22 protein-coding genes are annotated in these 24239 nt (G+C 38.3%); 4 read left to right on the top strand and 18 right to left on the bottom strand.

Annotated elements, in window-relative coordinates:
* Nucleotides 1-5 precede the first annotated feature (5 nt).
* The 3 genes from H6G57_RS07400 to H6G57_RS07390 all read right to left on the bottom strand — a co-directional run bounded on the left by H6G57_RS07400 (nt 6) and on the right by H6G57_RS07390 (nt 2514).
* Nucleotides 6-680: a Uma2 family endonuclease gene (locus H6G57_RS07400; RefSeq protein ID WP_190517260.1), complete on the bottom strand. Its 675-nt coding sequence runs from the start codon at nt 678-680 to the stop codon at nt 6-8.
* Nucleotides 681-900: 220 nt separating this feature from the next.
* Nucleotides 901-1983, bottom strand: a complete 1083-nt coding sequence (gene psbA / locus H6G57_RS07395; protein WP_190517258.1) for a photosystem II q(b) protein — start codon at nt 1981-1983, stop codon at nt 901-903.
* A 189-nt stretch (nt 1984-2172) separates the two neighbouring features.
* A complete protein-coding gene (locus tag H6G57_RS07390; RefSeq protein ID WP_190517256.1) occupies nt 2173-2514 on the bottom strand; it encodes a histidine triad nucleotide-binding protein in 342 nt (113 codons plus the stop codon).
* A gap of 108 nt (nt 2515-2622) precedes the next feature.
* On the opposite strand from H6G57_RS07390, the gene H6G57_RS07385 reads away from it, so the two are divergent.
* Nucleotides 2623-4152, top strand: a complete 1530-nt coding sequence (locus H6G57_RS07385; RefSeq protein ID WP_190517255.1) for a YifB family Mg chelatase-like AAA ATPase — start codon at nt 2623-2625, stop codon at nt 4150-4152.
* A 126-nt stretch (nt 4153-4278) separates the two neighbouring features.
* Here the strand turns inward: H6G57_RS07385 and H6G57_RS07380 are convergent, their stop codons facing one another.
* From H6G57_RS07380 to H6G57_RS07335, 10 genes are all read right to left on the bottom strand, one after another.
* Nucleotides 4279-4644 (bottom strand): hypothetical protein, encoded by a 366-nt coding sequence (locus H6G57_RS07380; protein ID WP_190517253.1) that lies wholly within the window; start codon nt 4642-4644, stop codon nt 4279-4281.
* 163 nt (nt 4645-4807) lie between these two features.
* Entirely contained in the window at nt 4808-5233 is a 426-nt protein-coding gene (locus tag H6G57_RS07375; protein WP_190517251.1) for a PIN domain-containing protein, read from the bottom strand.
* Nucleotides 5226-5450: a hypothetical protein gene (locus H6G57_RS07370; RefSeq protein WP_190517250.1), complete on the bottom strand. Its 225-nt coding sequence runs from the start codon at nt 5448-5450 to the stop codon at nt 5226-5228. The genes H6G57_RS07375 and H6G57_RS07370 overlap by 8 nt, the downstream gene beginning before the upstream one ends.
* 69 nt (nt 5451-5519) lie before the next feature.
* On the bottom strand, nt 5520-5753 hold the full coding sequence (locus tag H6G57_RS07365) for a hypothetical protein (RefSeq protein ID WP_190517248.1): 234 nt from the start codon (nt 5751-5753) through the stop codon (nt 5520-5522).
* A 51-nt stretch (nt 5754-5804) separates the two neighbouring features.
* Nucleotides 5805-6110 carry a hypothetical protein gene (locus H6G57_RS07360; RefSeq protein ID WP_190517246.1) on the bottom strand — a complete coding sequence of 102 codons (306 nt, stop codon included), beginning with the start codon at nt 6108-6110 and terminating at the stop codon, nt 5805-5807.
* Between the two features lie 93 nt (nt 6111-6203).
* Nucleotides 6204-7232 carry a hypothetical protein gene (locus tag H6G57_RS07355; protein WP_190517245.1) on the bottom strand — a complete coding sequence of 343 codons (1029 nt, stop codon included), beginning with the start codon at nt 7230-7232 and terminating at the stop codon, nt 6204-6206.
* Between the two features lie 2 nt (nt 7233-7234).
* Nucleotides 7235-7789 (bottom strand): J domain-containing protein, encoded by a 555-nt coding sequence (locus H6G57_RS07350; RefSeq protein ID WP_190517243.1) that lies wholly within the window; start codon nt 7787-7789, stop codon nt 7235-7237.
* A gap of 92 nt (nt 7790-7881) precedes the next feature.
* Nucleotides 7882-9117 (bottom strand): LL-diaminopimelate aminotransferase, encoded by a 1236-nt coding sequence (locus tag H6G57_RS07345; RefSeq protein ID WP_190517241.1) that lies wholly within the window; start codon nt 9115-9117, stop codon nt 7882-7884.
* Between the two features lie 120 nt (nt 9118-9237).
* The gene (locus H6G57_RS07340) at nt 9238-10671 is read right to left on the bottom strand and encodes an MFS transporter (RefSeq protein ID WP_190517240.1); all 1434 of its coding nucleotides are present in this window, start codon (nt 10669-10671) and stop codon (nt 9238-9240) included.
* Between the two features lie 619 nt (nt 10672-11290).
* The gene (locus tag H6G57_RS07335; protein ID WP_190517238.1) at nt 11291-12658 is read right to left on the bottom strand and encodes an ATP-binding protein; all 1368 of its coding nucleotides are present in this window, start codon (nt 12656-12658) and stop codon (nt 11291-11293) included.
* Nucleotides 12659-12783: 125 nt separating this feature from the next.
* Here H6G57_RS07335 and H6G57_RS07330 point away from each other — a divergent pair, with 125 nt between their 5' ends.
* Entirely contained in the window at nt 12784-14364 is a 1581-nt protein-coding gene (locus H6G57_RS07330) for a DNA methyltransferase (protein WP_242048893.1), read from the top strand.
* 215 nt (nt 14365-14579) lie between these two features.
* Here the strand turns inward: H6G57_RS07330 and H6G57_RS07325 are convergent, their stop codons facing one another.
* The 3 genes from H6G57_RS07325 to H6G57_RS07315 form a co-directional block, all read right to left on the bottom strand.
* Nucleotides 14580-14837, bottom strand: coding sequence for an AbrB/MazE/SpoVT family DNA-binding domain-containing protein (locus H6G57_RS07325; RefSeq protein ID WP_190517236.1), 258 nt, complete (start codon nt 14835-14837; stop codon nt 14580-14582).
* 76 nt (nt 14838-14913) lie between these two features.
* Nucleotides 14914-15210 carry a hypothetical protein gene (locus H6G57_RS07320; RefSeq protein WP_190517235.1) on the bottom strand — a complete coding sequence of 99 codons (297 nt, stop codon included), beginning with the start codon at nt 15208-15210 and terminating at the stop codon, nt 14914-14916.
* Between the two features lie 93 nt (nt 15211-15303).
* Nucleotides 15304-16392, bottom strand: coding sequence for an ABC transporter ATP-binding protein (locus tag H6G57_RS07315; protein ID WP_190517233.1), 1089 nt, complete (start codon nt 16390-16392; stop codon nt 15304-15306).
* Between the two features lie 211 nt (nt 16393-16603).
* On the opposite strand from H6G57_RS07315, the gene H6G57_RS07310 reads away from it, so the two are divergent.
* Nucleotides 16604-18202: an iron ABC transporter permease gene (locus H6G57_RS07310; protein WP_190517325.1), complete on the top strand. Its 1599-nt coding sequence runs from the start codon at nt 16604-16606 to the stop codon at nt 18200-18202.
* Nucleotides 18203-18542: 340 nt separating this feature from the next.
* Here H6G57_RS07310 and H6G57_RS07305 read toward each other — a convergent pair whose 3' ends face one another.
* Both H6G57_RS07305 and H6G57_RS07300 read right to left on the bottom strand, forming a co-directional pair.
* Complete coding sequence (locus H6G57_RS07305) at nt 18543-19469, bottom strand: alpha/beta fold hydrolase (protein ID WP_190517232.1); 927 nt, start codon at nt 19467-19469, stop codon at nt 18543-18545.
* 125 nt (nt 19470-19594) lie between these two features.
* Complete coding sequence (locus H6G57_RS07300; RefSeq protein WP_190517230.1) at nt 19595-21292, bottom strand: hypothetical protein; 1698 nt, start codon at nt 21290-21292, stop codon at nt 19595-19597.
* Nucleotides 21293-21954: 662 nt separating this feature from the next.
* Between H6G57_RS07300 and psaA the strand changes: the two genes are divergently transcribed.
* Nucleotides 21955-24210 carry a photosystem I core protein PsaA gene (psaA, locus tag H6G57_RS07295; protein WP_190517228.1) on the top strand — a complete coding sequence of 752 codons (2256 nt, stop codon included), beginning with the start codon at nt 21955-21957 and terminating at the stop codon, nt 24208-24210.
* The last annotated feature ends 29 nt before the right edge of the window (nt 24211-24239 follow it).

Genomic DNA, 24239 nt, shown 5'->3' with positions numbered 1-24239 from the left:
TTGCCCTATTCTGACTGATTTGGATCAACTCCTAAACTTTTCAACCGTTCTTCTAATTCTTTTAACCGAGCTTCTGCTTGTTCTGCCCGTTGTTTTTCTTGTTGTAATTTTTGCCCCAATTCTACAAACGTTAAAAACCGTTCTCCTGTGGGGGTAAAAATTTGTAATTCCTCAGCCATTTCAAACCGAACTCCTAAACGGGGACTGACCCAACCTTGAATTTCATCAATAATTGTTAATTGTCCTTCGATACGTTGCCATCCGGCAAAATCGACTTTTTCAGGATCATAAAGATAATATTCCTCCACACCATATTGTTGATAAAATTGCAGTTTAGCTGCCATTTCTTTAATTCTATTGCCTGGAGAAAGAATATCAAAGACGACCTGGGGGGGGATATTATCTTCTTGCCATTGTTGATAAGAACCCCGATAACCTTTGGGTCTTCCAAACACTACCATTGCATCGGGGGCGCGACGAATCGTATTATTGCCTTCAACGGGATACCAAAGTAAATCTCCGGCTACAAACACATTAGAATTGTCAGCAAATAACAGATCTAAATTTTCTTTAATTGTTACAATCCATTGAAATTGTAGCGTATTGTCAGACATGGGTTGTCCATCACTATCGGGATAAACAATGGGGATTTGATTTTGGGGTTGCAGTTGTTGGAGCATAAGCTTGATGTTGAGTTCAAGACTGCTATATTGAACAGGGAACAGGGAACAGGGAACAGTAAGAAGTGAAAGGCTTTCAGGATTAAAAAATGTCCTAACTGTAATGCCTAGTGCAATATTTTAACTCTAACATGAATATCATTGTCCCTGGATTATAAATCGTAAACAACAAAAAACGCCCCCCTTTCGGAGAGCGTTCTTTGTTATCTCAGGTTAAAAATTAACCATTGATAGAAGGAGCAACCAGAGCAACGGGAGCAGATTCACCCGAAGCTAAGTCTAAGGGGAAGTTGTGAGCGTTACGCTCGTGCATCACTTCCATACCCAGGTTAGCGCGGTTTAACACATCAGCCCAAGTATTGATCACGCGACCGGTAGAGTCGATGATGGACTGGTTGAAGTTGAATCCGTTCAGGTTGAAGGCCATTGTGGATACACCTAATGCGGTGAACCAAATGCCGACCACTGGCCAAGCGCCTAAGAAGAAGTGTAAGCTACGGCTGTTGTTGAAGCTGGCATATTGGAAGATTAAACGTCCAAAGTAACCATGGGCTGCAACGATGTTGTAGGTTTCTTCTTCTTGACCGAATTTGTAACCGTAGTTTTGGGATTCGGTTTCGGTGGTTTCACGCACCAGAGAAGAAGTAACCAGAGAACCGTGCATGGCGGAGAATAAGCTTCCTCCGAACACCCCGGCAACTCCTAACATATGGAAGGGGTGCATCAGGATGTTGTGCTCGGCTTGGAACACTAACATGAAGTTGAAGGTTCCAGAGATACCCAGGGGCATACCGTCAGAGAATGAACCTTGACCGATGGGATAGATCAGGAAAACTGCGGCGGCGGCTGCAACAGGTGCAGAGTAGGCGACGCAGATCCAAGGACGCATCCCTAAACGGTAGGATAATTCCCACTCCCGACCCATGTAGCATAAAATGCCGATGAAGAAGTGGAAAATCACTAACTGGTAGGGGCCACCGTTGTACAGCCATTCATCTAATGAAGCTGCTTCCCAGATGGGATAGAAGTGTAAGCCGATGGCGTTAGAGGAAGGAACAACAGCACCAGAGATGATGTTGTTTCCGTATAACAGTGAACCAGCGACGGGTTCACGGATACCATCGATGTCCACTGGGGGAGCAGCGATGAAGGCGATGATGTAGCAGATGGTGGCGGTTAACAAGGTCGGAATCATCAGAACACCGAACCAGCCCACATAAATGCGGTTGTTGGTGGATGTGACCCAGTTACAAAACCGTTCCCAGATTGAGGCGCTTTCGCGTTGCTGAATCGTGGTTGTCATGTTGGGTATGTATTGCTATGTATTTTTCGAGGTACGTCGGTAGTGTTTTCTCTACCTTGATTAGTAATATGACACAGATGATTGCGTTTTGTAAAGTGGTTTTAAGAAAATTTTTGTAAATTTATAGGATAAGAAGAACTTATAGAAAGGGTGCGGGATGTAGGGGCGAGGTTCTCTCGCCCAAAGCACTTAACCCGGAGGCCATTCCATATAACGACCCCCAAGAATATGCAGATGAAGATGATCAACGGTTTGTCCGCCATCGACACCCGTATTAATGACAACGCGATAACCGTTCTCCAGTCCCGCTTCTTCAGCGACCTGTTTTACCTTCAGCAGCAAATGTCCCATCAGGGCATGGTCTTCAGATGTCGCATCAGCAAGTTTAGGAATGGGTTTTTTAGGAATTACCAGAATATGAACGGGGGCTTGAGGGGCAATATCCCGAAAGGCGAGGCACATATCATCCTCATAAACAATATCAGCCGGAATCTCCCGACGAATAATTTTGCTAAAAATCGTATCAGTCATATCTGTATCGGTGCAGTTGCTATTACTTGCAAGTCTACCGTTAATCGTAGAGCTTACGTCACTTATAGCAGAATATAGAAAAGGAACAAATTATCAAAATTAAACACCATGTTAGCCAGGGTTTGGAGTGCCTGTATTGTTGGGATTGATGCCGTTAAAGTCGGGGTTGAAGTCGATATTTCCGGGGGACTGCCTAAAATTACGGTGTTGGGACTTCCCGATGCGGCGGTTCAGGAATCACGAGAACGGGTAAAAGCGACGTTGAAAAATGCCGGGTATGCTTTCCCGATGCGTAATATTGTGATTAATTTAACCCCTGCGGATTTACGCAAAGAAGGGCCGAGTTTTGACCTGCCAATTAGTATTGGAATTCTAGCAGCATCAGAACAAATTAAACCGGATTTATTAGGAGATTTTTTATTTTTAGGTGAGGTGAGTTTAGATGGTAGCTTAAGACCCGTTGCAGGTGTGCTTCCTATTGCGGCGGCGGCGGCAAACATGGGAATTATAGGGTTAGTGGTTCCTGAAGATAATGTTCAAGAAGCAGCAGTTGTTCAGGGATTATCGGTTTATGGATTTAAAAGTTTATTAGATGTCGCTGATTTTTTAAATCATCCCCAACATTACCAACCTGTTAAATTAACAGCAACGGATTTATTAGCTCAAAAAATAACAATTGGCTTAGATTTAAGTGAAGTTAAAGGACAAGCTCACGCTCGCAGGGCGTTAGAAATTGCAGCAACGGGCGGACATAATTTAATTTTTGTCGGGCCACCCGGAAGCGGAAAAACGATGTTAGCTCGTCGTTTACCGGGGATTTTACCGCCTTTAAGTTTTGAAGAATCTTTAGAAGTAACTCGGATTTATTCGGTGGCTGGATTATTAAAAAATCGGGGAACTTTAGTGAGCGATCGCCCCTTTAGAAGTCCCCATCATTCCGCTTCTGGCCCTTCTTTAGTTGGAGGAGGAACCTATCCGAAACCAGGGGAGATTTCTTTAGCCCATCGCGGCGTGTTGTTTGCTGATGAGCTAACGGAATTTAAACGGGATGTTTTAGAGTTTTTAAGACAACCGTTAGAGGATGGATTTGTAACAGTTTCCCGAACTAAACAATCGGTTATATTTCCGGCTAAATTTACGTTAGTTGCCAGTACAAACCCTTGCCCCTGTGGTTATTATGGGGATACAATTCAACCTTGTACTTGTTCTCCTCGTCAACGAGAACAATATTGGGCAAAATTATCAGGGCCATTGATGGATCGAATTGATTTGCAAGTGGCGGTTAATCGTTTGAAACCCGAAGAAATTCTACAACAATCTCAAGGGGAAAGTTCTTCTAAAATTCGAGAACGAGTGATCAAAGCTCGTGAACGAACTTGTCAACGATTTCAGGAAGAACCGCAATTAAAATCGAATGCAGAAATGCAAAGTCGTCATATTCAAAAATGGTGTCAATTAGATAGTGTTGGACAGAGTTTATTAGAAAATGCAATTAGAAAATTGGGGTTATCTGCAAGGGCGAGCGATCGCATTTTAAAAGTAGCCCGAACTATTGCAGATTTAGCCGGGGAAGAGAATATTAAACCGCCCCATGTTGCTGAGGCGATTCAATATCGAACCATTGATCGAATGCAGTAAGCTGTCACGCAGTTAATTTTTTTGCCCAAAACCCTTGCTGCAAGGACTCTAGCCTACAAAATATCAAATTTAGATGCGTAGCAGCTTAAGATTCTGACGATTTTAGAACTCAAGAAGTTAGATTAATTAAGGTAGAACTGGAAGGGAGGTGGTGAGATTTTCTTTAGTTGCGATCGCATCTCGCAATTCTAATTTCAAAATTCCAAATTGATTGCGAAGGAAATCAAGTTCTACTGTTAATTTATCTCGTTTTTCTGTTGCTTCATCTAACGCTTGGGATGCTGCCAAATACTCAGAATCTTCCTGCATTAACTCAAAGCGTTTTGCTTTCCGTTGAGCTTCGTTTTTTAAGGTTGTATCATAGGCAATTTGACGGTCAATAGAAGCTAGGAAAAAGTTAACACTTTGGGTATGACGACGGATTTCTCGGTTCAGTTCTAAAAGTTCATATTGCCGTTTTGCAATGGCGTGAGGATAATCTTTTAGGTACATAGTGAGGAGTTAAAAGTAACTGTTGATTTATTCTTCTATTTTCTCGTTTTCTGTTGTCAGTTGTTGGGAGGGTTACGCTCTACTGGGGTAGGGGTTTCTGGACTTGACAATTTTAAATTTTGAGTTAATGTATTAAGTAATAGTTTAAGAATTAAATAGGGATTTAAGGTAAATCTTCAATCCAACAAATAGCAGAAGAAAAAACATCATTTCGGGTAGCATTTACAAAACGTTCATCGGCTGTCACCATTGAACACTGGTGATTAATAGCTAAAGTCAAATACACACAATCATAAACCGCTTGATTTACTCTAGTTGCTATTTCTAAAGCACTTGAGATCAAGGGTTCAGAAGAGCAAATTTGTAAATTCACTCTTTTTAATTCATCTAAACTTTCTTTGGCTTGTTCTAAGGTTGAGTCTCCTCGTCTGACTCGTTTCCATAAAATATTTCCGATTTCTGGAAAAAAGAAATCAGGAACTAACAGAAGATTAGAGTCATCATCTAATAGACGTAAAGCAATATTTGTATAAACTTCAGGAATAACCCATTTAATAGCAACATTCGCATCAACAACAAATTTAGCCACGCTCTCTATCCTCTCGTAACAATTCAACACTATCACTTAAAACCTTCCCCTCATATTGACTTAACAATTTTTCAAACCTTTTTTTTGATTCACGATGACTTCTCTTGGGAATAGGTTGATAAATGACCATGACCTCTAACTCTTCATTACTTACAGGTAACTGAAGTTGCAAAACTCCATCATCCCCAACATAAGTATTTACCTTTAAACTCTCCATTATTTTAATCCTCTATAATTAAGAAGGTAATCAAACAAGGTAATCATAATATTTGTATCGAGTAAAAACCTACCATTCATTAAAATCAACCTGATTACAATTCAATTCAATCGCCTCAGCCATTAATTGTAAATCATCTGACAGAATTGCTCCCGCAAATTGTATCAGTTGATGACCAGGGACTCCAACAGGTTTTTGAAGGTGTTTTTGATTTAAACCTTCTACAAACTCAAGGACTTGCTCAAGCGCTGTTTCAGGCAGAAATTGTAACTGATCTATCAGTTTAGATCGAATTGACTGCATAGTTTTATAGAACCTTACTTTTAATATTATTATGGCATAATGCTTCTGTAATTAATTCCTCAACGGTTCGCATAATCCAAGTTCTGCCATTAACTGTTCATGAGAAATATTGTTATGACGTTCATCATGACGTTTTTTTGAGGTACTAATAGGAATATCAGCTAACGTTAAAACAGGTAAAGTTAACGCCTCTTGAAAAGCTTTAATATCTTTAGCTAATGCTTCTAAAGATTGACCGATGGGTTCTACTGCATTTTGTGTACAACTGATAATTGAGCCATCTTCAGCATAGAACACTTCACGAATAATATAGTCACCATTAGGTTCTTGAAAAACACGATAATTCCAGTTCATCATTTTATATCCTCCTGTTGCTCTGGAAAGAAAAGTTTAGTCTTGGGTTGTATTTTGTTCAACTGGAAGAATAGTTTATTGGTTTTCATATCGACATCAAGAGTTACTTTCAGGTAAATAACGTTGTAATTGACTTAACTTTAACCTAAGTAGCTGGCGACGATCATATAGCATTAAAATTACTGAGTGTCTTTGATTATAAAACGTTTCAATATAACGGATGAAATCATCTATTGTACAGGTTTTATCTGTTCCACCGATCCACAGGTGAAAGTCATCATGAATCTCTCTAGTGATTGTAATAATATTATCAATTTCAGCAGATAGATAGGTATAATTTTTTTGATCAAATAAGTGATGTCTAGCTAAGTCAATTTTATCTATTTTATCCCTAGATTTGCCTGTTATTTGGCATCTTTCCTTATCTCTCTTATTTACATATCTCATGGCTGATTCAATGTCTTTCTGAGATGGAATTTCAGACGGAGTAAGAGCTAAAAGATCACTAACAACAGGAGGAACAACGATTGGTACTCTTTGACAATAATCCTTTCTTTCTTTTTTACATAAACTTGCTGCTAGTTCTATACTCAGTTTTGCTAAACCACGAAAAGAAAAATAACGGACAGCACTTATATGCTCATAATCTTCTCCTTTTTTCATGGGATCATATGATATTTGAATATTTTTGAAAGATTCTTCTAATTTACTTTCTTTGGTTTGAAAAATTTTAACAACATCTCGGTTACTTAACCAATGTAGCTCTCTCATAACTGTTAAAGAAGAACTATTATCATATACAGTTTGGCGAATACTATTATCAATTCTGTTAATTCTATGCTTTTCAACTAATTCTATAACTGAAGTTAAAACTTCTTTAATGTTCATTGTATCGTTAGATTTATTGTCTATATAACTTGCAATAGCCAACGCTCCTTCTTGAGAAAATATTCTTTCTTTTAATTTCCTATTTAAGTATCTAAAATGTAAGGATTCCTTAAATTCAATCGAACTATCCAAAGATAATTCTAAATCGGAAACTATTTCATCAAGCTGCGTCCTTTCTAATTTTAATGCTATAGCAATTTCTTGTTCTGTAATAGAAAATCTAAGATATTCTTGCATTCTTAAAAAACCTCAATAATACTTTTATACATAATATCAATTTGTTCAAAAATTTTTCGATCTCCTGTTGTGGGATTATCTGGGTGATAAATTTTGGCTAAATTGTAATATGCTTCCTTAATATCTTCTTTCGTTGCAATTTTAGGATTTAATCCGAAAACTCTCCAAGGTTTAAAGTAATTAAAAATGTTAATACCATTAATGCAACCATATCCTTCTTGATTTTTTTCATTAGGAAGAACACCCACAAATTTTCGATATAACATCTTCCAAGTTGAAGCTAAACGAAAATCAAGTGTACCCATGCCATCTGTAGACATTCTAAACAAACCTGATTTCTTTAACTCCTGTGTATTCTTAACTTTAAAGTGATGATAAACGGCTTGCTTGACAGCACCTATTGACAGTTCTTGAGTAGAACGCTTATTTTTTAAATTGTAATTTTTTTGTATAACAAAATTAGCAAATTCTTCTAAGACGTTTGCATCAACGTTTTGAGATTGCGAAAGTCTGGCAATTTCATCCTGTACTTGTTGGTTTATAACTGCTGTAGCCATACTGTATACCACTACATAACTTTATTTGATTATAGCTATAATTTACGAGATTTGTAAACTGTTTATTAGGTGGGCATTGCCCACCCAACAGTTTAAGCTTTAAACTTCTCGGTAATTCTTCGCATTGCTTCTTCTACATTTTCCCGACTATTAAAAGCAGAAATCCGAAAATATCCTTCACCTGCCGCACCGAAACCAGAACCCGGAGTTCCTACAACATTACAGGTTTGTAATAGTTTATCAAAGAAATCCCAACTTGATAAACCTTGGGGCGTTTTCACCCAAACATAGGGGGCATTTTCTCCACCATAAACACTTAATCCAGCCGCCGTTAATTGCTCCCGAATAATTTTGGCGTTTTCCATATAAAATTGAATTAACGCCTTAACTTGGGCTTTTCCTGCTTCAGAATAAACCGCCTCCGCTGCCCGTTGAATAATATAGGAAATCCCGTTAAATTTAGTGGCTTGACGACGGTTCCAGAGTTTCCATAATTCCACATCAGAACCATCTTTTGCTTTAGCCGTTAAGGTTTTTGGAACAACAGTAAATGCACAACGAGTTCCGGTAAATCCTGCGGTTTTGGAGAAGGAACGAAACTCAATGGCGCACTCTTTTGCCCCTGGAATTTCATAGATAGAATGGGGTAAACTGGGGTCAGAAATAAACGCTTCGTAGGCGGCATCATAGAGAATAATCGAACCGTTAGCTTTCGCGTATTCAACCCAGGCGGTTAAGTGTTCTTTTGTTGCCGTTGCCCCTGTGGGATTATTAGGAAAACAGAGATAAATTAAATCAACTTTTTGGGTGGGAATAGCGGCAGTAAAATTATTTTCAGCCGTAATGGGAATATAAACTAATCCCCCATATTCCCCTTTTTCATTCGCATCTCCTGTGTGTCCTGCCATCACATTTGTATCCACATAAACGGGATAAACGGGGTCAGTAACGGCGATAATATTATCGTCTCCAAAAATATCTAAAATATTGCCTGTATCGCATTTTGAACCATCAGAAATAAAGATTTCATCGGCAGAAATCTCACATCCTCTGGCTTGAAAATCGTTGGCGGCGATTTTTTCCCGTAACCAAGCATAACCTTGTTCGGGGCCATAGCCTTTGAAGGTGTCGCGGTTTCCCATGTCTTCCACCGCTTGCACCATTGCGTTGCGACAGGCTGCGGGTAAGGGTTCGGTGACATCGCCAATGCCTAAACGGATGATTTTTGCGTCGGGGTTGGCTTCTGCAAAAGCGTTTACCCGGCGGGCAATTTCGGGGAACAGATATCCGGCTTTGAGTTTGAGATAGTTGTCGTTCAGGGTTGCCATAGTTGATTACAAACGCCAATTCAGGGCGGAATTTCAATGTTTAAAAGTAACCGAACTTTCTATCATATAGCAGGGAATAGGGAACAGGGAACACCGAACAGGGGGGAATAAGTTTAATTGTTAAGCTGCGGGTTTATTTTTTAAGGTAATCGTTCGATTAATTCCGATAACATTACCGAATTTTTGCAATAAGTGTTTTGCAGATTGACCGCCGGGTTCTTGAGTTAAGGTTAAGGGCAATAATGCTGTTAACATTAAAACACTAGACAGGGCAAATAAGACTAATAAATTTTCGGGATTTTTACAAACAAACTGAGCTAAAATTCCTCCAGTTGTTGTGCCTAATGCGCTACTAATTCCGGTACTCGCTGAGGTGAAGGCAAAATAACTGGCTTGGTTACGAAGGGGAACTAAAGCCATTTGTAGATTTTGATTACATAAATCAAGTGCCGCCCAGGTTGCTCCCATGAATAAATAAATTAAAGGTAACCACACCCAAATGGAGAAGGAATTATGATGAGCTTCTATCCACAAAAGCGGAATAGTCGATACAATCATTCCTATTAATAATAACAAAGGACGGTTGCCAATGCGATCGGCTAATCGTCCCCAACGGGGTAAAACTAACATATAAATTCCCGCTTGTAAACTGGCATAGAGGGTTACTAAACTGACATCGAGTTTTAACCCTTGTAAAAGATACACGCTGAAAAAAGGGAGACTTAAGTTAACGGCAAACATCCATAAATCATAGTAAATTAGAAAAATAAAGAAATTAGAATTTTGACGAATTAAACTATCGATTTTTGAGAATATCCTAAATTTTGATAAAAAATCTGAATTGTTAGAAACTGGTTCAGTTTCTAGGGGGATAATTATAGAAGATGGGGGTTCAATGGGATGCTGAATTTGGGGATTAACATCAGCCATAAAATATTGACAGGCTAAACTCATTAATCCCATAATTACCCCCAATAAAACAATCACACCATAACCTCGAATAGGGCCAAGAGGATAGTAAGAAATCATCATTCCCATGATGGGAACGGATATCAAATTACTCAAGCTAGAGGCACTATTGCGTAAACCAAAATACCGCCCTCTTAACTTTTTCGGGACTAAAGTTGCCATCCAACTCATCCAAGCTGAACCGCCTAACGCTCCTAATATACTGGTTATGGAAATAATAGCTAGGGTTAAATATAATAAAATTTGATGACTAAAAGGATGAAAGGGGGAAATCATGAAAATGGCTAATCCTAAGATTAACCAAAGAATACGGGATGTACCATAAATTAATCGACAATATCGATAACGGCTTGTGGTTCTATCCGCTAAAAATGCACCTAATGGTTGCACTAAATTAACCACCATTGGAATAGCAGATAATAGCCCAATTTGCAGAGGATTAACTTCTAAATCAACCAGAAATTTAGTTAATAGAATGCCTCCTGTTGCATTCGTAAAGATGGCTGCAAATACTCCATCTACTGTAGAAGCCCGTAAGCTTCGGCGAATGTCAGTTTTGGTTAATTTACCTAAAAGTTGTTCCACAGATTAAAAGAATAGGATGAGGATATAAATGGAAAAGACTAAGCTATAAATTAGGAAAAAGCCTAAACAATTCCATCTGTATAGAGAGAGAACTCAATAGCTTTTAAGCATGACAAATCTCAGTCTTTAGATAGCTATTAGAGAGGAAAAATTCTATCTCTTAGGTAAAATTTAATGTTAAAATGTTTGATTAAAGTAAATAAATATCTTGATAGACAGCCTCTGTTAAACCGTAATTTTGCACAAAAAAATGGATTTTTAGAAACGTAATCCGTTGAATCAAGAGCATAAATTCTCAGTTAATTTAAGCGATCGCATTGTTTAAACACACAACAGTTTGGTTAAAAATTGTTGTGTTCGTCTTATCAACTCATCGGATATTCCTACAAGTAAAGACGTTGGGTTTTGATTGATCTTATTGTAAGTCTGAGCTAAAAAAAACGCAACTAGAATTCTATAAATTAACCGATTAAACTCATCTGTTTTAACTAAAAATTTGGAGATAAACAAACTCAAGATTTCAGTGAATAATAGAGATTAAAGTAGGAAAAACAAGCTAATCCGTATCTAAATTGCAACCAAACAAATCATAATCACAGATTTCGCTAAGGGTTAATCTTTAGTTTTCTAAATATTCTCTCAATACAGAAGATAATTTAAACATAGTTTTATCTTCTTTTACTTTAGTCACTAAATACCGTTTTTGTAAAGATTGTAATCCATTAATTAAATCTGTTGATGATAACTCTACAGTTTCTCTCAATGTTTCTCTGGATAAAGGTTGCTCAAATTGACTGAATTTTAAAACGATTTGTTGTTCAATGGGTGAAAGTCTATTATATAATTGGTTAAAGTGCGATCGCATTTCCTGAGTAATCACTAATTCATTTTCAGCTAGAAACTCAGCAACATCACCATCAAATATATTTTTAATTAAAATAGCAATACTTTTTAAATAACTAGGATTTCCTTCATATAAATTAATTAACGTTAACCAAGACTCCCCATTTCCTAATCCTTTATGATTCAAAATTTGACTATCATATAAACCCGATAATTTTAAACACTTAACCGAATATAATTCCTCATCTAAACATTCCATTTCTCCACATTGTTCTTGACTAATCAAAATTAAACTACTCTGATGTTGAGTTTCTGTGATCAAGGTGAGAAAGTTTTGATAACTGTGATATTCCGGTTGATATTGTCCCGCAAATTCACCCGGAGTAAAGATATTCTGCACATCATCAAGGATAATTAAACATTTTTTCTCTATTAGCAGATCTAATAATTGTTTAAATTGATCCTCTATCGTTTGTTTTTCTTCTGATTTAATAATATTCAATAAATCCTGAACAAGTACCTCTAATGGTTTAGGATATTTTAAACTTTTCCAAATAATGACTTCAAATTGATCTAAGTTCAAATCAATAAATCTTTTAACCAAGGCGGTTTTACCTATTCCCGATATTCCTAATACGGAGATTAAACGACTATTTTGATTTACTATCCAATTAGAAAGAGTTTCAAGTTCTGTTTCTCGGTTGTAAAAATTTATGATTTGAGGTGCTAGGGTTAAATCATGATAAACTGATTTAGATTTAGCGTTTAAGTTTTTTTCTTGATTGTTATTAGAGTTGTTTAAGCTGGGTATACAAAAATTAAAAGTATGATTATTATTTTGCTTACTATGGTTACTATTGGTATGTATAATCAGGGGTGATGATGTTATTTTTAATCTTTCTATAGTAGAAACAAAGTTAGATTTTTTAATATCTTCACCTAACTGTTCAGATAAAATTTTAAATAACTTCCTACATTCATCACCAATATAACCCTCATCATAATCATAAATATCTGCAATTTGCTTATAAGTTTTACCTTTAAATACCTGTTCAACAATCTTTTTTTGAAGATCATCTAAATGCTGTTCTGTCTCAGAAAATACTAAGCTATCTACAAATTGTAAAATTTCTGTAACAGTCATAAAAGCTAGATGAGGTAACAATTTTAAGTATTATAACTCAACTTGCTTCCAGATTATCAGGTTTTTTCAGGTATTGTCTTAATATTTATTAATAAAACATCAGGTAATATCAGATATTTTCTGGTATGACAAAACATCAATTTAGTATCAAAATGATTAATCAGGTTTTAATCAAGCAAATTTATTTGCTAAATATAATGGTTAATCAACTTTATTATGGGGACAATTTAGAAGTTTTAAGACGTTACATTAAAGATGAATCAGTTGACTTATGTTATATCGATCCCCCTTTTAATTCTAAACGGAATTACAATCAAATTTATAATAATATTGGTTCCGAGGATAAAGCTCAAGCACAAGCATTTATTGATACCTGGGAATGGGATGATCATGCAATTCATGGAATAGAGGAAATTACAACTAATTATCATGGTTTATTCACTCAACAATGTATTGATTTAATTATAGGTTTAAGGAATGTTTTAGGAACAGGTGGTTTACTTGCTTACTTAGTAAGTATGACTTTAAGGATAACAGAAATACATCGAGTTTTAAAACCTACAGGTAGTTTTTATTTACATTGTGATCCTACCGCTTCACATTATTTAAAATTAGTATTAGATGCTGTTTTTTGTTCTCAGGGAGGAGATTTTAGAAATGAAATAGTTTGGTGTTATACAGCACCAACAAATACAAGAGACAATTTCCCTAAAAAACATGATGTAATTTTTAGATATACAAAATCAAACTCTTGGAAATTTAATTTTGAAGAAATTTCCATACCATATTCAGATGAAACAGTAGCAAGAACTAAAAGAGGTGCAGGAAATCAAGGACTATATAAATCTAAAAATCCAGAACATAAACATATCAATCGTTTAAAACCTAATGGGAAAATACCGGAGGATTGGTGGACAATTCCACGACTACAAGGAAATTCGGTAGAACGTTTAGGATATCCCACACAAAAACCAGAAGCATTATTAGAAAGAATAATTAAAGCTAGTTCTAACCAAAATGATACAATATTAGATGCTTACTGTGGATGTGGTACAACGGTTGCAGTTTCCCAAAGATTAGAGCGAAAATGGATAGGAATTGATATTACTTATCAAAGTATTAGCTTAATCTTAAGAAGATTAGAGGATAGCTTTGGAAAAGGAGTTTTAGATACGATTAAACTGCATGGTATTCCTAAAGATATAGAAAGTGCAACAGCATTAGCCAATAAAGCAGATGATCGCACTCGAAAAGAATTTGAAAAATGGGCAATCTTAACTTATACGAATAATAGGGCAATTATTAACACAAAAAAAGGTGCTGATCAAGGTGTAGATGGAATTGCTTACTTTCAAGGAGATCAAAATGACCCAGAAAAAATCATTTTTCAAGTCAAATCAGGAAAAGTAAAATCAGGTGATATTCGAGATTTAATAGGAACAATGACCCTATTAAATGCTAGTATAGCCATATTTATAACTTTAGACAATCCCAGTAAAGATATGATAAAAACGGCAAAGTCTGCTGGTTTTTATCAAAGTAAATATATGAGCAATAGTTGTGATAAGGTTCAAATTGTCACAGTTAAAGATATTATCGAAACTCAAAAAAGATTAAATATTCGTTTAAGTTTAGAAGTAGTTAAAAGTGCTGAGAAACAAAAAGAAGTGAAAGCTAATCAGATGGAATTAGATTTAGATATTTGATAATCTCAACCACTATGGGGATTAAAAACCCGGTTTCTTAAAGAAACCGGGTTTTTAAGGTTTAAGGGAGTTGAGAATGCGATCGCTTGAACTACACTCATTTACAAGTCAGGATGTTTTACTGTTTAAATAGATAAACTTTTTAAATAATTGTTGATACTGTAATTCATCATCTCTCGTAAGAAATCTAATAATAATATTAGTATCAATAGCAATCATCGATTCCATAATTCTTCTATTCCCTGAGCAATTGCTTGATCCATTTCTTCAATTGTTTTGGCTTTTCCTTGATACTTCAAACATCCAGCAACTTCATCTAATGTTGTTTCTGGAAAAGTTTTTTTAGGCTTTAATAAAATTACATCACCCAAATTAATTATAATTAATTCTTGACCCGCTTCCCAATGATACTGATCTCTTAATATTTGAGGAATAGTAACTTGACCTTGACTTGACAATTTAGTAATTTCCATTGAACTAATTGATTTGACGATTATTTTTAGTAGCCCAAGAAACGATATTAGTATCTAATAAATAAATCATAATTATCTATTTACGTTTAATTGCTTCATCAAAAATAGCCATCTGTTCAGGAGTAAAATCTTCGCCAATTTTTGCTAAAATTTGTAGGGACATTATTCCACTACAATGCTCTTTTAATTCTGTATCAGGCATTGTACTAAATTCTTCAAAAGATAAGTTTTCTTCAAATAATTTAACTAAATGTTTTACAATTTCCGAATAATTAAGTTCTTCTTTAAACAAAGGACGCTCTTCCATTAAAATCGAAACAACTTTCTCAATTCTTATGATCATGGATTGTTTCATCATATCCGTTGATAACATATTGATAGCCTCCGTTCAAATGTAATTGATCACCCTTTTAATTCTAGCAAATTATTAACAGTCAACCGTCAACGGTCAACTGTCAACCCCCACCTAATTTCTCCGACTCGGAAAGACTCGTAAAGCATTTTCAGGGACAGAAACCTTCACCCGCATTCCCACAGGAAGTGCTGTTGTTGCGCTAGTTCTAGCAATAAGTTCCCGTCCTGATGGAACCTGTAAACTATAATGATTTTCTCGTCCGAGAAATTGACGATCGCGAATGACAACAGGCGCGTTATCATCAGGTTTAAGAATAAAATCTTCTTGTCGTACCATTAATTCTACTCGGTCTAATTGCTCCCAATCAGGAGTAACAGCATTTACCAAATAGGGGTTAATCGCAAAACAACCCACTTCCGTTTCCCAAAAATCTCCTCGACGTTTAGCAGGAATAAAATTCGCTTGGGTGACAAATTCTGCAACAAACCGAGAGGCTGGTTGCTGATAAATCGTTTCTGGTGTGCCAAACTGTTCTAAGCGTCCTTCTCGCATCACCGCTACCCAATCAGAAATCGATAACGCTTCTTCTTGATCATGAGTAACAAAAATTGCAGTAGTTCCTGCTATTTTTAAAATATCCCGTAATTCCTGTCGCAATCTTAAACGAACTTGAACATCTAAATTACTTAAGGGTTCATCTAATAAAACTAACGCCGGATGGGGAGCTAAAGCACGAGCTAAGGCGACTCGTTGTTGTTGTCCGCCGGATATTTCATGGGGATAGCGTTTTTCATAACCCGATAACCCGACTAATTCTAAAACTTCAGCGACCCGTCTTTGAATCCCTAAACTGGATTTTTTCTTACTATTTTTTAAACCAAAAGCAATATTTTTTTCAACAGTTAAATGGGGAAATAACGCATAATCTTGAAACACCATCCCCACGTCTCGCTGTTCTGGCGGTATCCAACAATCTAACCCAGCCACTTCTCGACCTGCTAAAGCAATGGTTCCCGTATCGGGCTGTTCAAATCCAGCAATCATTCTTAATAATGTTGTTTTCCCGCATCCAGAAGGGCCTAACAGTCCTAAAATATCCCCTTCATGTAACTTCAGGTTAACGGCTTGAACGGCTGGTGTCTGGCTTCGGGGAAACTGTTTCCCGACATCCTCTAAATGCAGAATCACAGATTGAATCATCTTTACAGCAAATCAATAGAGCTTACAGTTCAACACCATTGTTGAAATTTATATTCAGAAACATAATTCTGATTATACCCCCTTTTTAGGATATATTCTCACTAAGACTTGATTAAATTTTTGGGAGTGCTTCCAGGTGTTCTTATCCCCATTGGAGTCTTTGATAAAAGCCTTTCGGAGCTTGAGTCTGGACGTTTGGACTGTGTTTGTCATGGCGATCGCAATTTTAATCGCCACTCCGGTATTATTTGTATTAAGCAGTATTTTCACCAATTCTGCTGCGGTCTGGAACCATTTAGCTACAACGGTTCTACCTGGTTATATCCTCAATTCCTTATTGCTAATCTTTGGCGTTGGTATTGGGGTGTTATTGCTAGGAGTCAGTAGTGCTTGGTTAGTAACGATGTGTCGGTTTCCGGGGAGTCGTTTCTTTGAATGGGGGTTGTTACTTCCCTTAGCCGCGCCAGCTTATATTCTCGCCTATGTGTACACCGAATGGTTAGATTTTTATGGCCCAGTGCAAACCTTGCTGCGGGATACCTTTGGATGGAATAGCATTGATGAGTATTGGTTTCCTAATATTCGTTCAGTTTGGGGGGCAATTTTTTTATTATCTTTAACGTTATATCCGTACGTTTATTTATTAACTAGAGTTGCATTTTTAGAACAATCAACCTGCACCTTAGAAGCAAGTCGTTCCCTCGGTTGTAGTCCTTGGAAAAGCTTCTATTCGATTGCGTTACCTCTCGCTCGTCCGTCCATTATGGCGGGGTTGGCGTTAGCTTTAATGGAAACTTTGAATGATTTTGGAACCGTTCAATATTTTGGGGTAGATACCTTTACAACGGGGATTTATCGAACTTGGTTTGGGATGGGAGAACGCATTGCAGCCTCTCAATTAGCAGCCGTTTTAATGTTATTTATTTTAGGATTAATTTTAGTCGAACTTTGGTCACGGCGACAAGCCCAATATTATCAAACCGGAAATCGATTTCAAGCTTTAAACCAATTTAAACTTAAAAAAATACGCGCTATATTAGCTTGTATAGTTTGTTTAATCCCAATAACCTTTGGGTTTTTAATTCCCAGTGGTCTTTTATTAAAGATGACCTTAGAAAATTTAGACACTCTTTTCAATTCAGAATTTTTGAATTATGCCTTACATAGTTTAACTTTAGCAACGATTAGCGGTCTTTTAGCCGTGATTATCGCCTTAATAATGGCTTATGGAGTCCGGTTAAATTCTAATACTCTCATGCGATTATCCACGCGCATTGCAGCGATGGGTTATGCGGTTCCCGGTTCAGTCATTGCGGTTGGTATTTTAATTCCGATTGGTCGATTAGATAATGCTATTGATGCGTTTATGAAGTCTACCTTTGGGATTGCAACCGGATTGTTATTTAGTGGAACTATTATGGCATTAATTTATGCTTATTTAGTTCGATTTTTAGCGGTTTCTTTAGGAGCAGTAGAATCAAGTTTAAGTAAAATTAAACCCAATTTAGATGAAGCCGCCCGGAGTTTAGGATATGGCGCAACTCGAACATTAATTAAAGTTCATACCCCGATGATGTTGAGTGGATTATTAACGGCTGGAATGTTAACCTTTGTAGATGTAATGAAAGAATTATCCGCTACATTAGTGATTCGTCCGTTTAATTTTGATACCCTCGCTATCCGAGTCTATAATTTAGCCTCAGATGAACGATTATCTGAAGCCGCAGCACCCGCATTAGCCATTGTCGCTGTCGGGATTATTCCCGTTATTTTCCTCAGTTTAAAAATAGCTCAATCCCATCGTTCATAACCCGTAGGGTGCGTAAGCGCAGCGCACGCACCAAAAACGGAAAATCCTAGTATTTTTCTATTTTTTAACAGAAACTATATAGCGCTACTTGAAGAGGGAACAGCTTAACTGTAAGAAGTGAAAGGGTTTCAGGATTTAGAAATGTCCTAACTGTAATGCGTAGCGCTATAACAAAAACTAAAAATCCTACTATTTTTCTATTTCTTATATGATGAAATCCCGATTTTTTATTCCTTAACAGAAACCAACAAAAACTAAAAATCCTACTATTTTTCTATTTCTTAGTTTTTGTAGTGGTTTTTATAAACAATAGATGGTGCGTGCGCTTTGCTTACGCACCCTACGGGTGATTGATGAATTTTGCAACCACTTCAACAAATTCTGCTGTTGATTCGTAGGGTAAAACATTACGCCCTGGAATGATAGCTGATTGACAATTTTTCCAACCTGTTTCATAAAGTTGACACCGTTGTTCTGGGGTTTCTGAAAAACCACTGCGACTAATACTGGATGCGGTGGTTCCAAAAATGGCTAAGGTAGGAATCGAAATTTCTGCCATGATATCCGTATAATTTTTTCTCCAAAATCCGGCTAAAAATGAATAAACTGCATAACGACTATTATCATTTTTTGCTCCTTGTTCTAACAAGTCTAACCAATTTTGATCAACATCTTCTGCTTTCGCAAAGAGTTGACGAATGGAGAAAGATTCGATAAACTGACGACGACGGGCATAGAGCCAAAATAAATTACCGATGGGGGAATCAAAAAATAGGTTCCAGGTGAGTTTTTGTTGTTGTTCTGAACCAGGTTCGGTCATCACTCGCCATGCGGGAGGGCCAGATAAAATTAATCCTTTGATTAAGTTAGAATTAGACTTCTTTTGAAGTTGGGTAAGGGCGATCGCAACGGGTAATAATGCGCCTTGTACTAAGATAATAACAGGTTTTTGAATAATATTATGTAAAAAATAATTAACTTGTTCTGCCCAATCTTCAGGATAATAGGCTAACCTTGGCATTTGAGAATGACCGCAACCGATTAAATCTGGGTTATAAATAGCCTGATTTAACCCTTGTTTTCGCCCTTCTTGGCAGAATCGATGCCAAAAATCTCCAGACAATCCTACACCTATCGGATGAATTAATAATAAAGCCAATTCATTATTATTAATTGAGTTAATAGCAGGATAATATTCATAGGAACATTGATATCCTTGCCAAGTATAGGATTTTTGTTCAGGAATAAATTTAGGATTGTAAACCATAACGCAAGATGAATTTATGTTAATAAAAATGCAGATTTAAACAAATTAAAAGGATTTCACCGATTAGCATAATTTACACAAAAACCAGGTTTTAGGTTAATAGAAATCAGTGAAATCCGAAGGCTTTATTCTGGAATCATTTCAGATTCAACAGTTGATTCAGGTTGAGAAACTTCTGTTTCAGAATCAACTGGAAGGGTTGAATCTTGAATTAGGTTAGGGGTTTCTCCTGGTTGTAGTTCGGTAACGGGTTCTGGAATGGGAACTTGATCAACAATTTCGGGTAAAGTTGTTGGCGGAGTCGGAGGGTTAGATTTTACTGAAATGGGATTTAAGAAAGGAAGACGAAAACGACTTAAAAATTTACTGAATTTGTTAGGTTGAGGTTCAGGAGAAACTAAGGGTTGAGAAGGAATATCTGCTTGAGTCTTTGCAGGTTTAGGTGTGATTTCTTCCGTCTGGGTTGGGGATACCACAGGTTCTATAGGAAGTTGTTCAGGTTCTATGATTTCCGATGGAATCTCTTCTATTTCTGGAATAGAATTTTCTATTTGAGAAGGTGTTTCTTCTATAGCAGGAGAAATCTCTTCTATTTCTGGAATAGAATTTTCTATTTGAGAAGGTGTTTCTTCTATAGCAGGAGAAGTTTCTTCTATTTCTGGAATAGAATTTTCTATTTGAGAAGGTGTTTCTTCTATAGCAGGAGAAATCTCTTCTATTTCTGGAATAGAATCTTGAGATTCAGAAATAGGTTCTTCAACAGGTGGAGCAATTTCTTCCGGTTCAGAAATAGGTTCTATATAGGGAATTTCTTCCGGTTCAGAGGGTTCTATTACATCTTCTTGGTTTGCATTGGGATTCACCATTCCCTTAACGTCTACCCAGGATAATTTTCCTTGAATCAGTTGGGAAAGGGTATTATTTACTTGGGGATTATAATTAATAACACGGGCTGTTTTATTAAAAACGTTGTCAACAAGGTTGCCATTTTCATCCAGATATTCAATTTGTACCCAGTTTTTACCCGGTTTAAATCCTTTTAAATATAAGGGTTTCCATTGGTTAGTGGTGAAGCTTTCACCGTTAATGGTAATCCGAATTTTCCAATCTACAATTTCATCTGTGGGGTCTTCTTGGGCGACCAGATGCAGAGGAGCATTGCTAAGATAAAAATCGAGTAAAATTGGTTCTGCCCCATATTCTCCTTGGGGGCGATTATAGGTGAGTAAGGGAAGATCCGGGTTAGGATAATTGGGCTCGGTTTTTGTAAAGATATGAAAGGTGGTTTGAGCAAAAGACCCTTCATTTTTATAACTTTCGTTCCAAGGATAGGTGGCAAAGACCCGCAGGGTATGGGTTCCGGGGTCTAAGTTAGAGAAAGTGATGGGGGTAGAAATATCGTAAACATCAATATTCGGTTGGTTATCAAGGAGTACCTGTAAATGGGGCCCTAAACCGGATTTCGGGTCTTTGAACAGGGGTAAACCTTGAACCTGAAGTTGCAGATTAATCGTATCGTCTTCGATAATCCCATCGGGTTTGGGGTTGAGAATACTGACTTGAGGCTGGTAACTATCGAGAACTTGATGAAGTTTTTGGATCAGTTTGGGTGGAGAAACATCGCCAATGGGTTCGGTGGATTGGGTCACGCTCAGGGGTGGAGAACTCTGGGGCGCAACCGCAGAATTACCACATCCAACCATTGTTCCTATTATTAATACCGCTAATAAGGCCGTGAGTGGGGTTTTGATTGTTATCCACCCCTGAAGCAGAAGCTTTAACAGGTTAATCCTGTGAAGAAACCCTAATCCAGTTTTGTCCATAACTCTTCCATTGAGAATGATCGGCCAATGGCAGTCAACCTTGATCCGTCAGTTCTGGGGGTTCATGGCGATTTGCAGTTCCTTGAGGAATTCTGGAAGATGATGTTTCTAAATTTGTGAAACATCAGCAACATTTTGTAACTTTGATCACTGAAGGAATCACAGGTTGCTGTTCACTATCCTCTGCTACCGTACCCTAAAATTTGACCGTCGGAGAAATTTTAAGTTTTGTAACATTTATCAAGAATAGTTTGACTTTTTTAAACCCTTGTGAACGCTAAATTGATGATCGTCAGAGAATCTGAGTGAATTTTAATTATTGTTACCAAGTCATTCCCCCCAGATTGAGAAAGATGATATATCATTTAAAGACAACAGCGACTGCCCCGGGAAGCCCTTACTATGTAAGGCTTTGGGTTGGGCGTTGCTGTTGAAATAAACATAAAAAAGCCTTATGGCAACTACAAGGGTGTCTTGTTGCCCCCGAACAAAGGTTGGTCTTAGGTTCAGGCATAAACCTGAATAAATCGTCTCATAGAAATTTATCTATGAAACAATTGTACGAAACGCTAACTTTTGTGAAGGATTTTGAAAAAGGGGTATAACTTCTGTCAAAATCTGCAACGTTACTTATTTTTTGTCACAGGTCGAGGAGAGTCTAAATGACAATCAGTCCTCCAGAGCGTGAGGCAAAAGTAAAAGTTACGGTTAGCGAAGATCCGGTTCCTACCTCTTTTGAAAGATGGTCTAAACCTGGACATTTCCGCCGTGACTTAGCCAAAGGGCCAAGTACAACCACTTGGATTTGGAACCTCCACGCCGACGCTCACGACTTCGATAGTCATACCAGCGATTTAGAAGATATTTCGCGTAAAATCTTTAGCGCCCATTTCGGCCATTTAGCCGTGATCTTTATCTGGTTAAGTGGCGCCTACTTCCACGGCGCTAAGTTTTCAAACTACGAAGCTTGGCTGGCTAACCCTACGGGGATTAAGCCCAGCGCTCAAGTTGTATGGCCAATTTTCGGCCAAGAAATTTTAAACGGTGATGTGGGCGGTGGCTTCCACGGAATTCAGATTACCTCTGGATTATTCCAAATGTGGCGGTCTTCCGGTTTCACAAACTCCTACCAGTTGTACTGCACCGCCATTGGTGCGCTGGTGATGGCCGGTTTAATGCTGTTTGCAGGTTGGTTCCACTACCACAAACGCGCTCCCAAACTGGAATGGTTCCAGAATGCGGAGTCAATGATGAACCATCACCTGGCTGGATTGTTAGGTCTGGGTTCCTTGGGATGGGCAGGACACCAAATTCATGTGTCTTTACCCGCGAACAAGTTGCTGGATGCGGGAGTGGCGGTGAAGGATATTCCTTTACCCCATGAATTCATCCTCAACCCCAACCTGATGGCAGAACTGTATCCCAGCTTTAAACAAGGTTTAACTCCGTTCTTTACCTTGAATTGGGGAGTCTACTCTGACTTCTTAACCTTCAAAGGCGGATTGAACCCCCAAACAGGCGGTCTGTGGTTAACCGACACGGTACACCATCACCTGGCGATCGCAGTTTTGTTCATCATTGCGGGCCATATGTACCGGACAAACTGGGGCATTGGTCACAGCATGAAGGAAATGTTAGAAGCCCATAAAGGCCCCTTCACTGGAGAAGGCCATAAAGGACTCTACGAAATCCTGACCACCTCTTGGCACGCTCAGTTGGCGATTAACCTCGCATTGATGGGTTCTTTGAGCATCATTGTGGCTCACCACATGTACTCAATGCCTCCCTATCCTTACATTGCGACGGATTACCCCACGCAGTTGTCTCTGTTCACGCATCATGTGTGGATTGGTGGCTTCCTGATTGTGGGTGCGGGCGCTCACGCTGCCATCTTTATGGTGCGCGATTACGTTCCGGCCAACAATGTTAACAACTTGCTCGATCGTGTGCTTCGTCACCGCGATGCAATTATCTCCCACCTGAACTGGGTCTGTATCTTCTTGGGCTTCCATAGCTTCGGCTTGTACGTCCATAACGACACCATGCGGGCGTTTGGTCGTCCCCAAGATATGTTCTCCGATACAGGCATTCAACTCCAACCTGTGTTTGCCCAATGGATTCAACACATTCACGCTTTAGCACCCGGTAGCACGGCTCCCCATGCTTTAGCAAGTGTAAGTCCAGTGTTCGGCGGCGGTGTCGTTGCCGTCGGTGGCAAAGTGGCAATGATGCCCATCGTGTTAGGTACGGCGGACTTCATGGTTCACCATATCCATGCCTTCACGATTCACGTTACGGTTTTAATTCTGCTTAAAGGCGTTCTCTACGCCCGTAGCTCTCGCCTGATTCCCGATAAGAGTGAATTAGGTTTCCGCTTCCCCTGCGACGGCCCGGGTCGGGGTGGTACTTGCCAAGTTTCTGGCTGGGATCACGTTTTCCTCGGTCTGTTCTGGATGTACAACTCTCTCTCCATCGTGATTTTCCACTTTAGCTGGAAGATGCAATCCGATGTGTGGGGAACAGTTGGTGCGGACGGCACTATTTCTCACATCACCAATGGCAACTTTGCCCAAAGCGCCATTACGATTAATGGATGGCTGCGTGATTTCCTGTGGGCGCAAGCTGCTCAGGTGATCACTTCCTATGGGTCAGCCCTTTCTGCCTACGGTCTGTTGTTCTTGGGTGCCCACTTCGTCTGGGCGTTCAGCTTAATGTTCCTGTTCAGTGGCCGTGGCTACTGGCAAGAATTGATTGAGTCTATTGTTTGGGCTCATAATAAGCTGAAAGTAGCCCCTGCAATTCAACCTCGCGCTCTGAGTATTACTCAAGGTCGTGCGGTTGGTGTAGCTCACTACCTCTTAGGGGGAATTGCTACAACCTGGGCATTCTTCCTAGCCCGAATTATTTCAGTAGGATGAAAACTCTCTGCTCAGGGGCGGAAGAAGGC

It is taken from the genome of Planktothrix sp. FACHB-1365 (genome assembly GCF_014697575.1).
Lineage (GTDB): Bacteria > Cyanobacteriota > Cyanobacteriia > Cyanobacteriales > Microcoleaceae > Planktothrix.
Note: the sequence above shows the minus strand (reverse complement) of the source record. Positions and strands in the feature narration are given on the sequence as shown.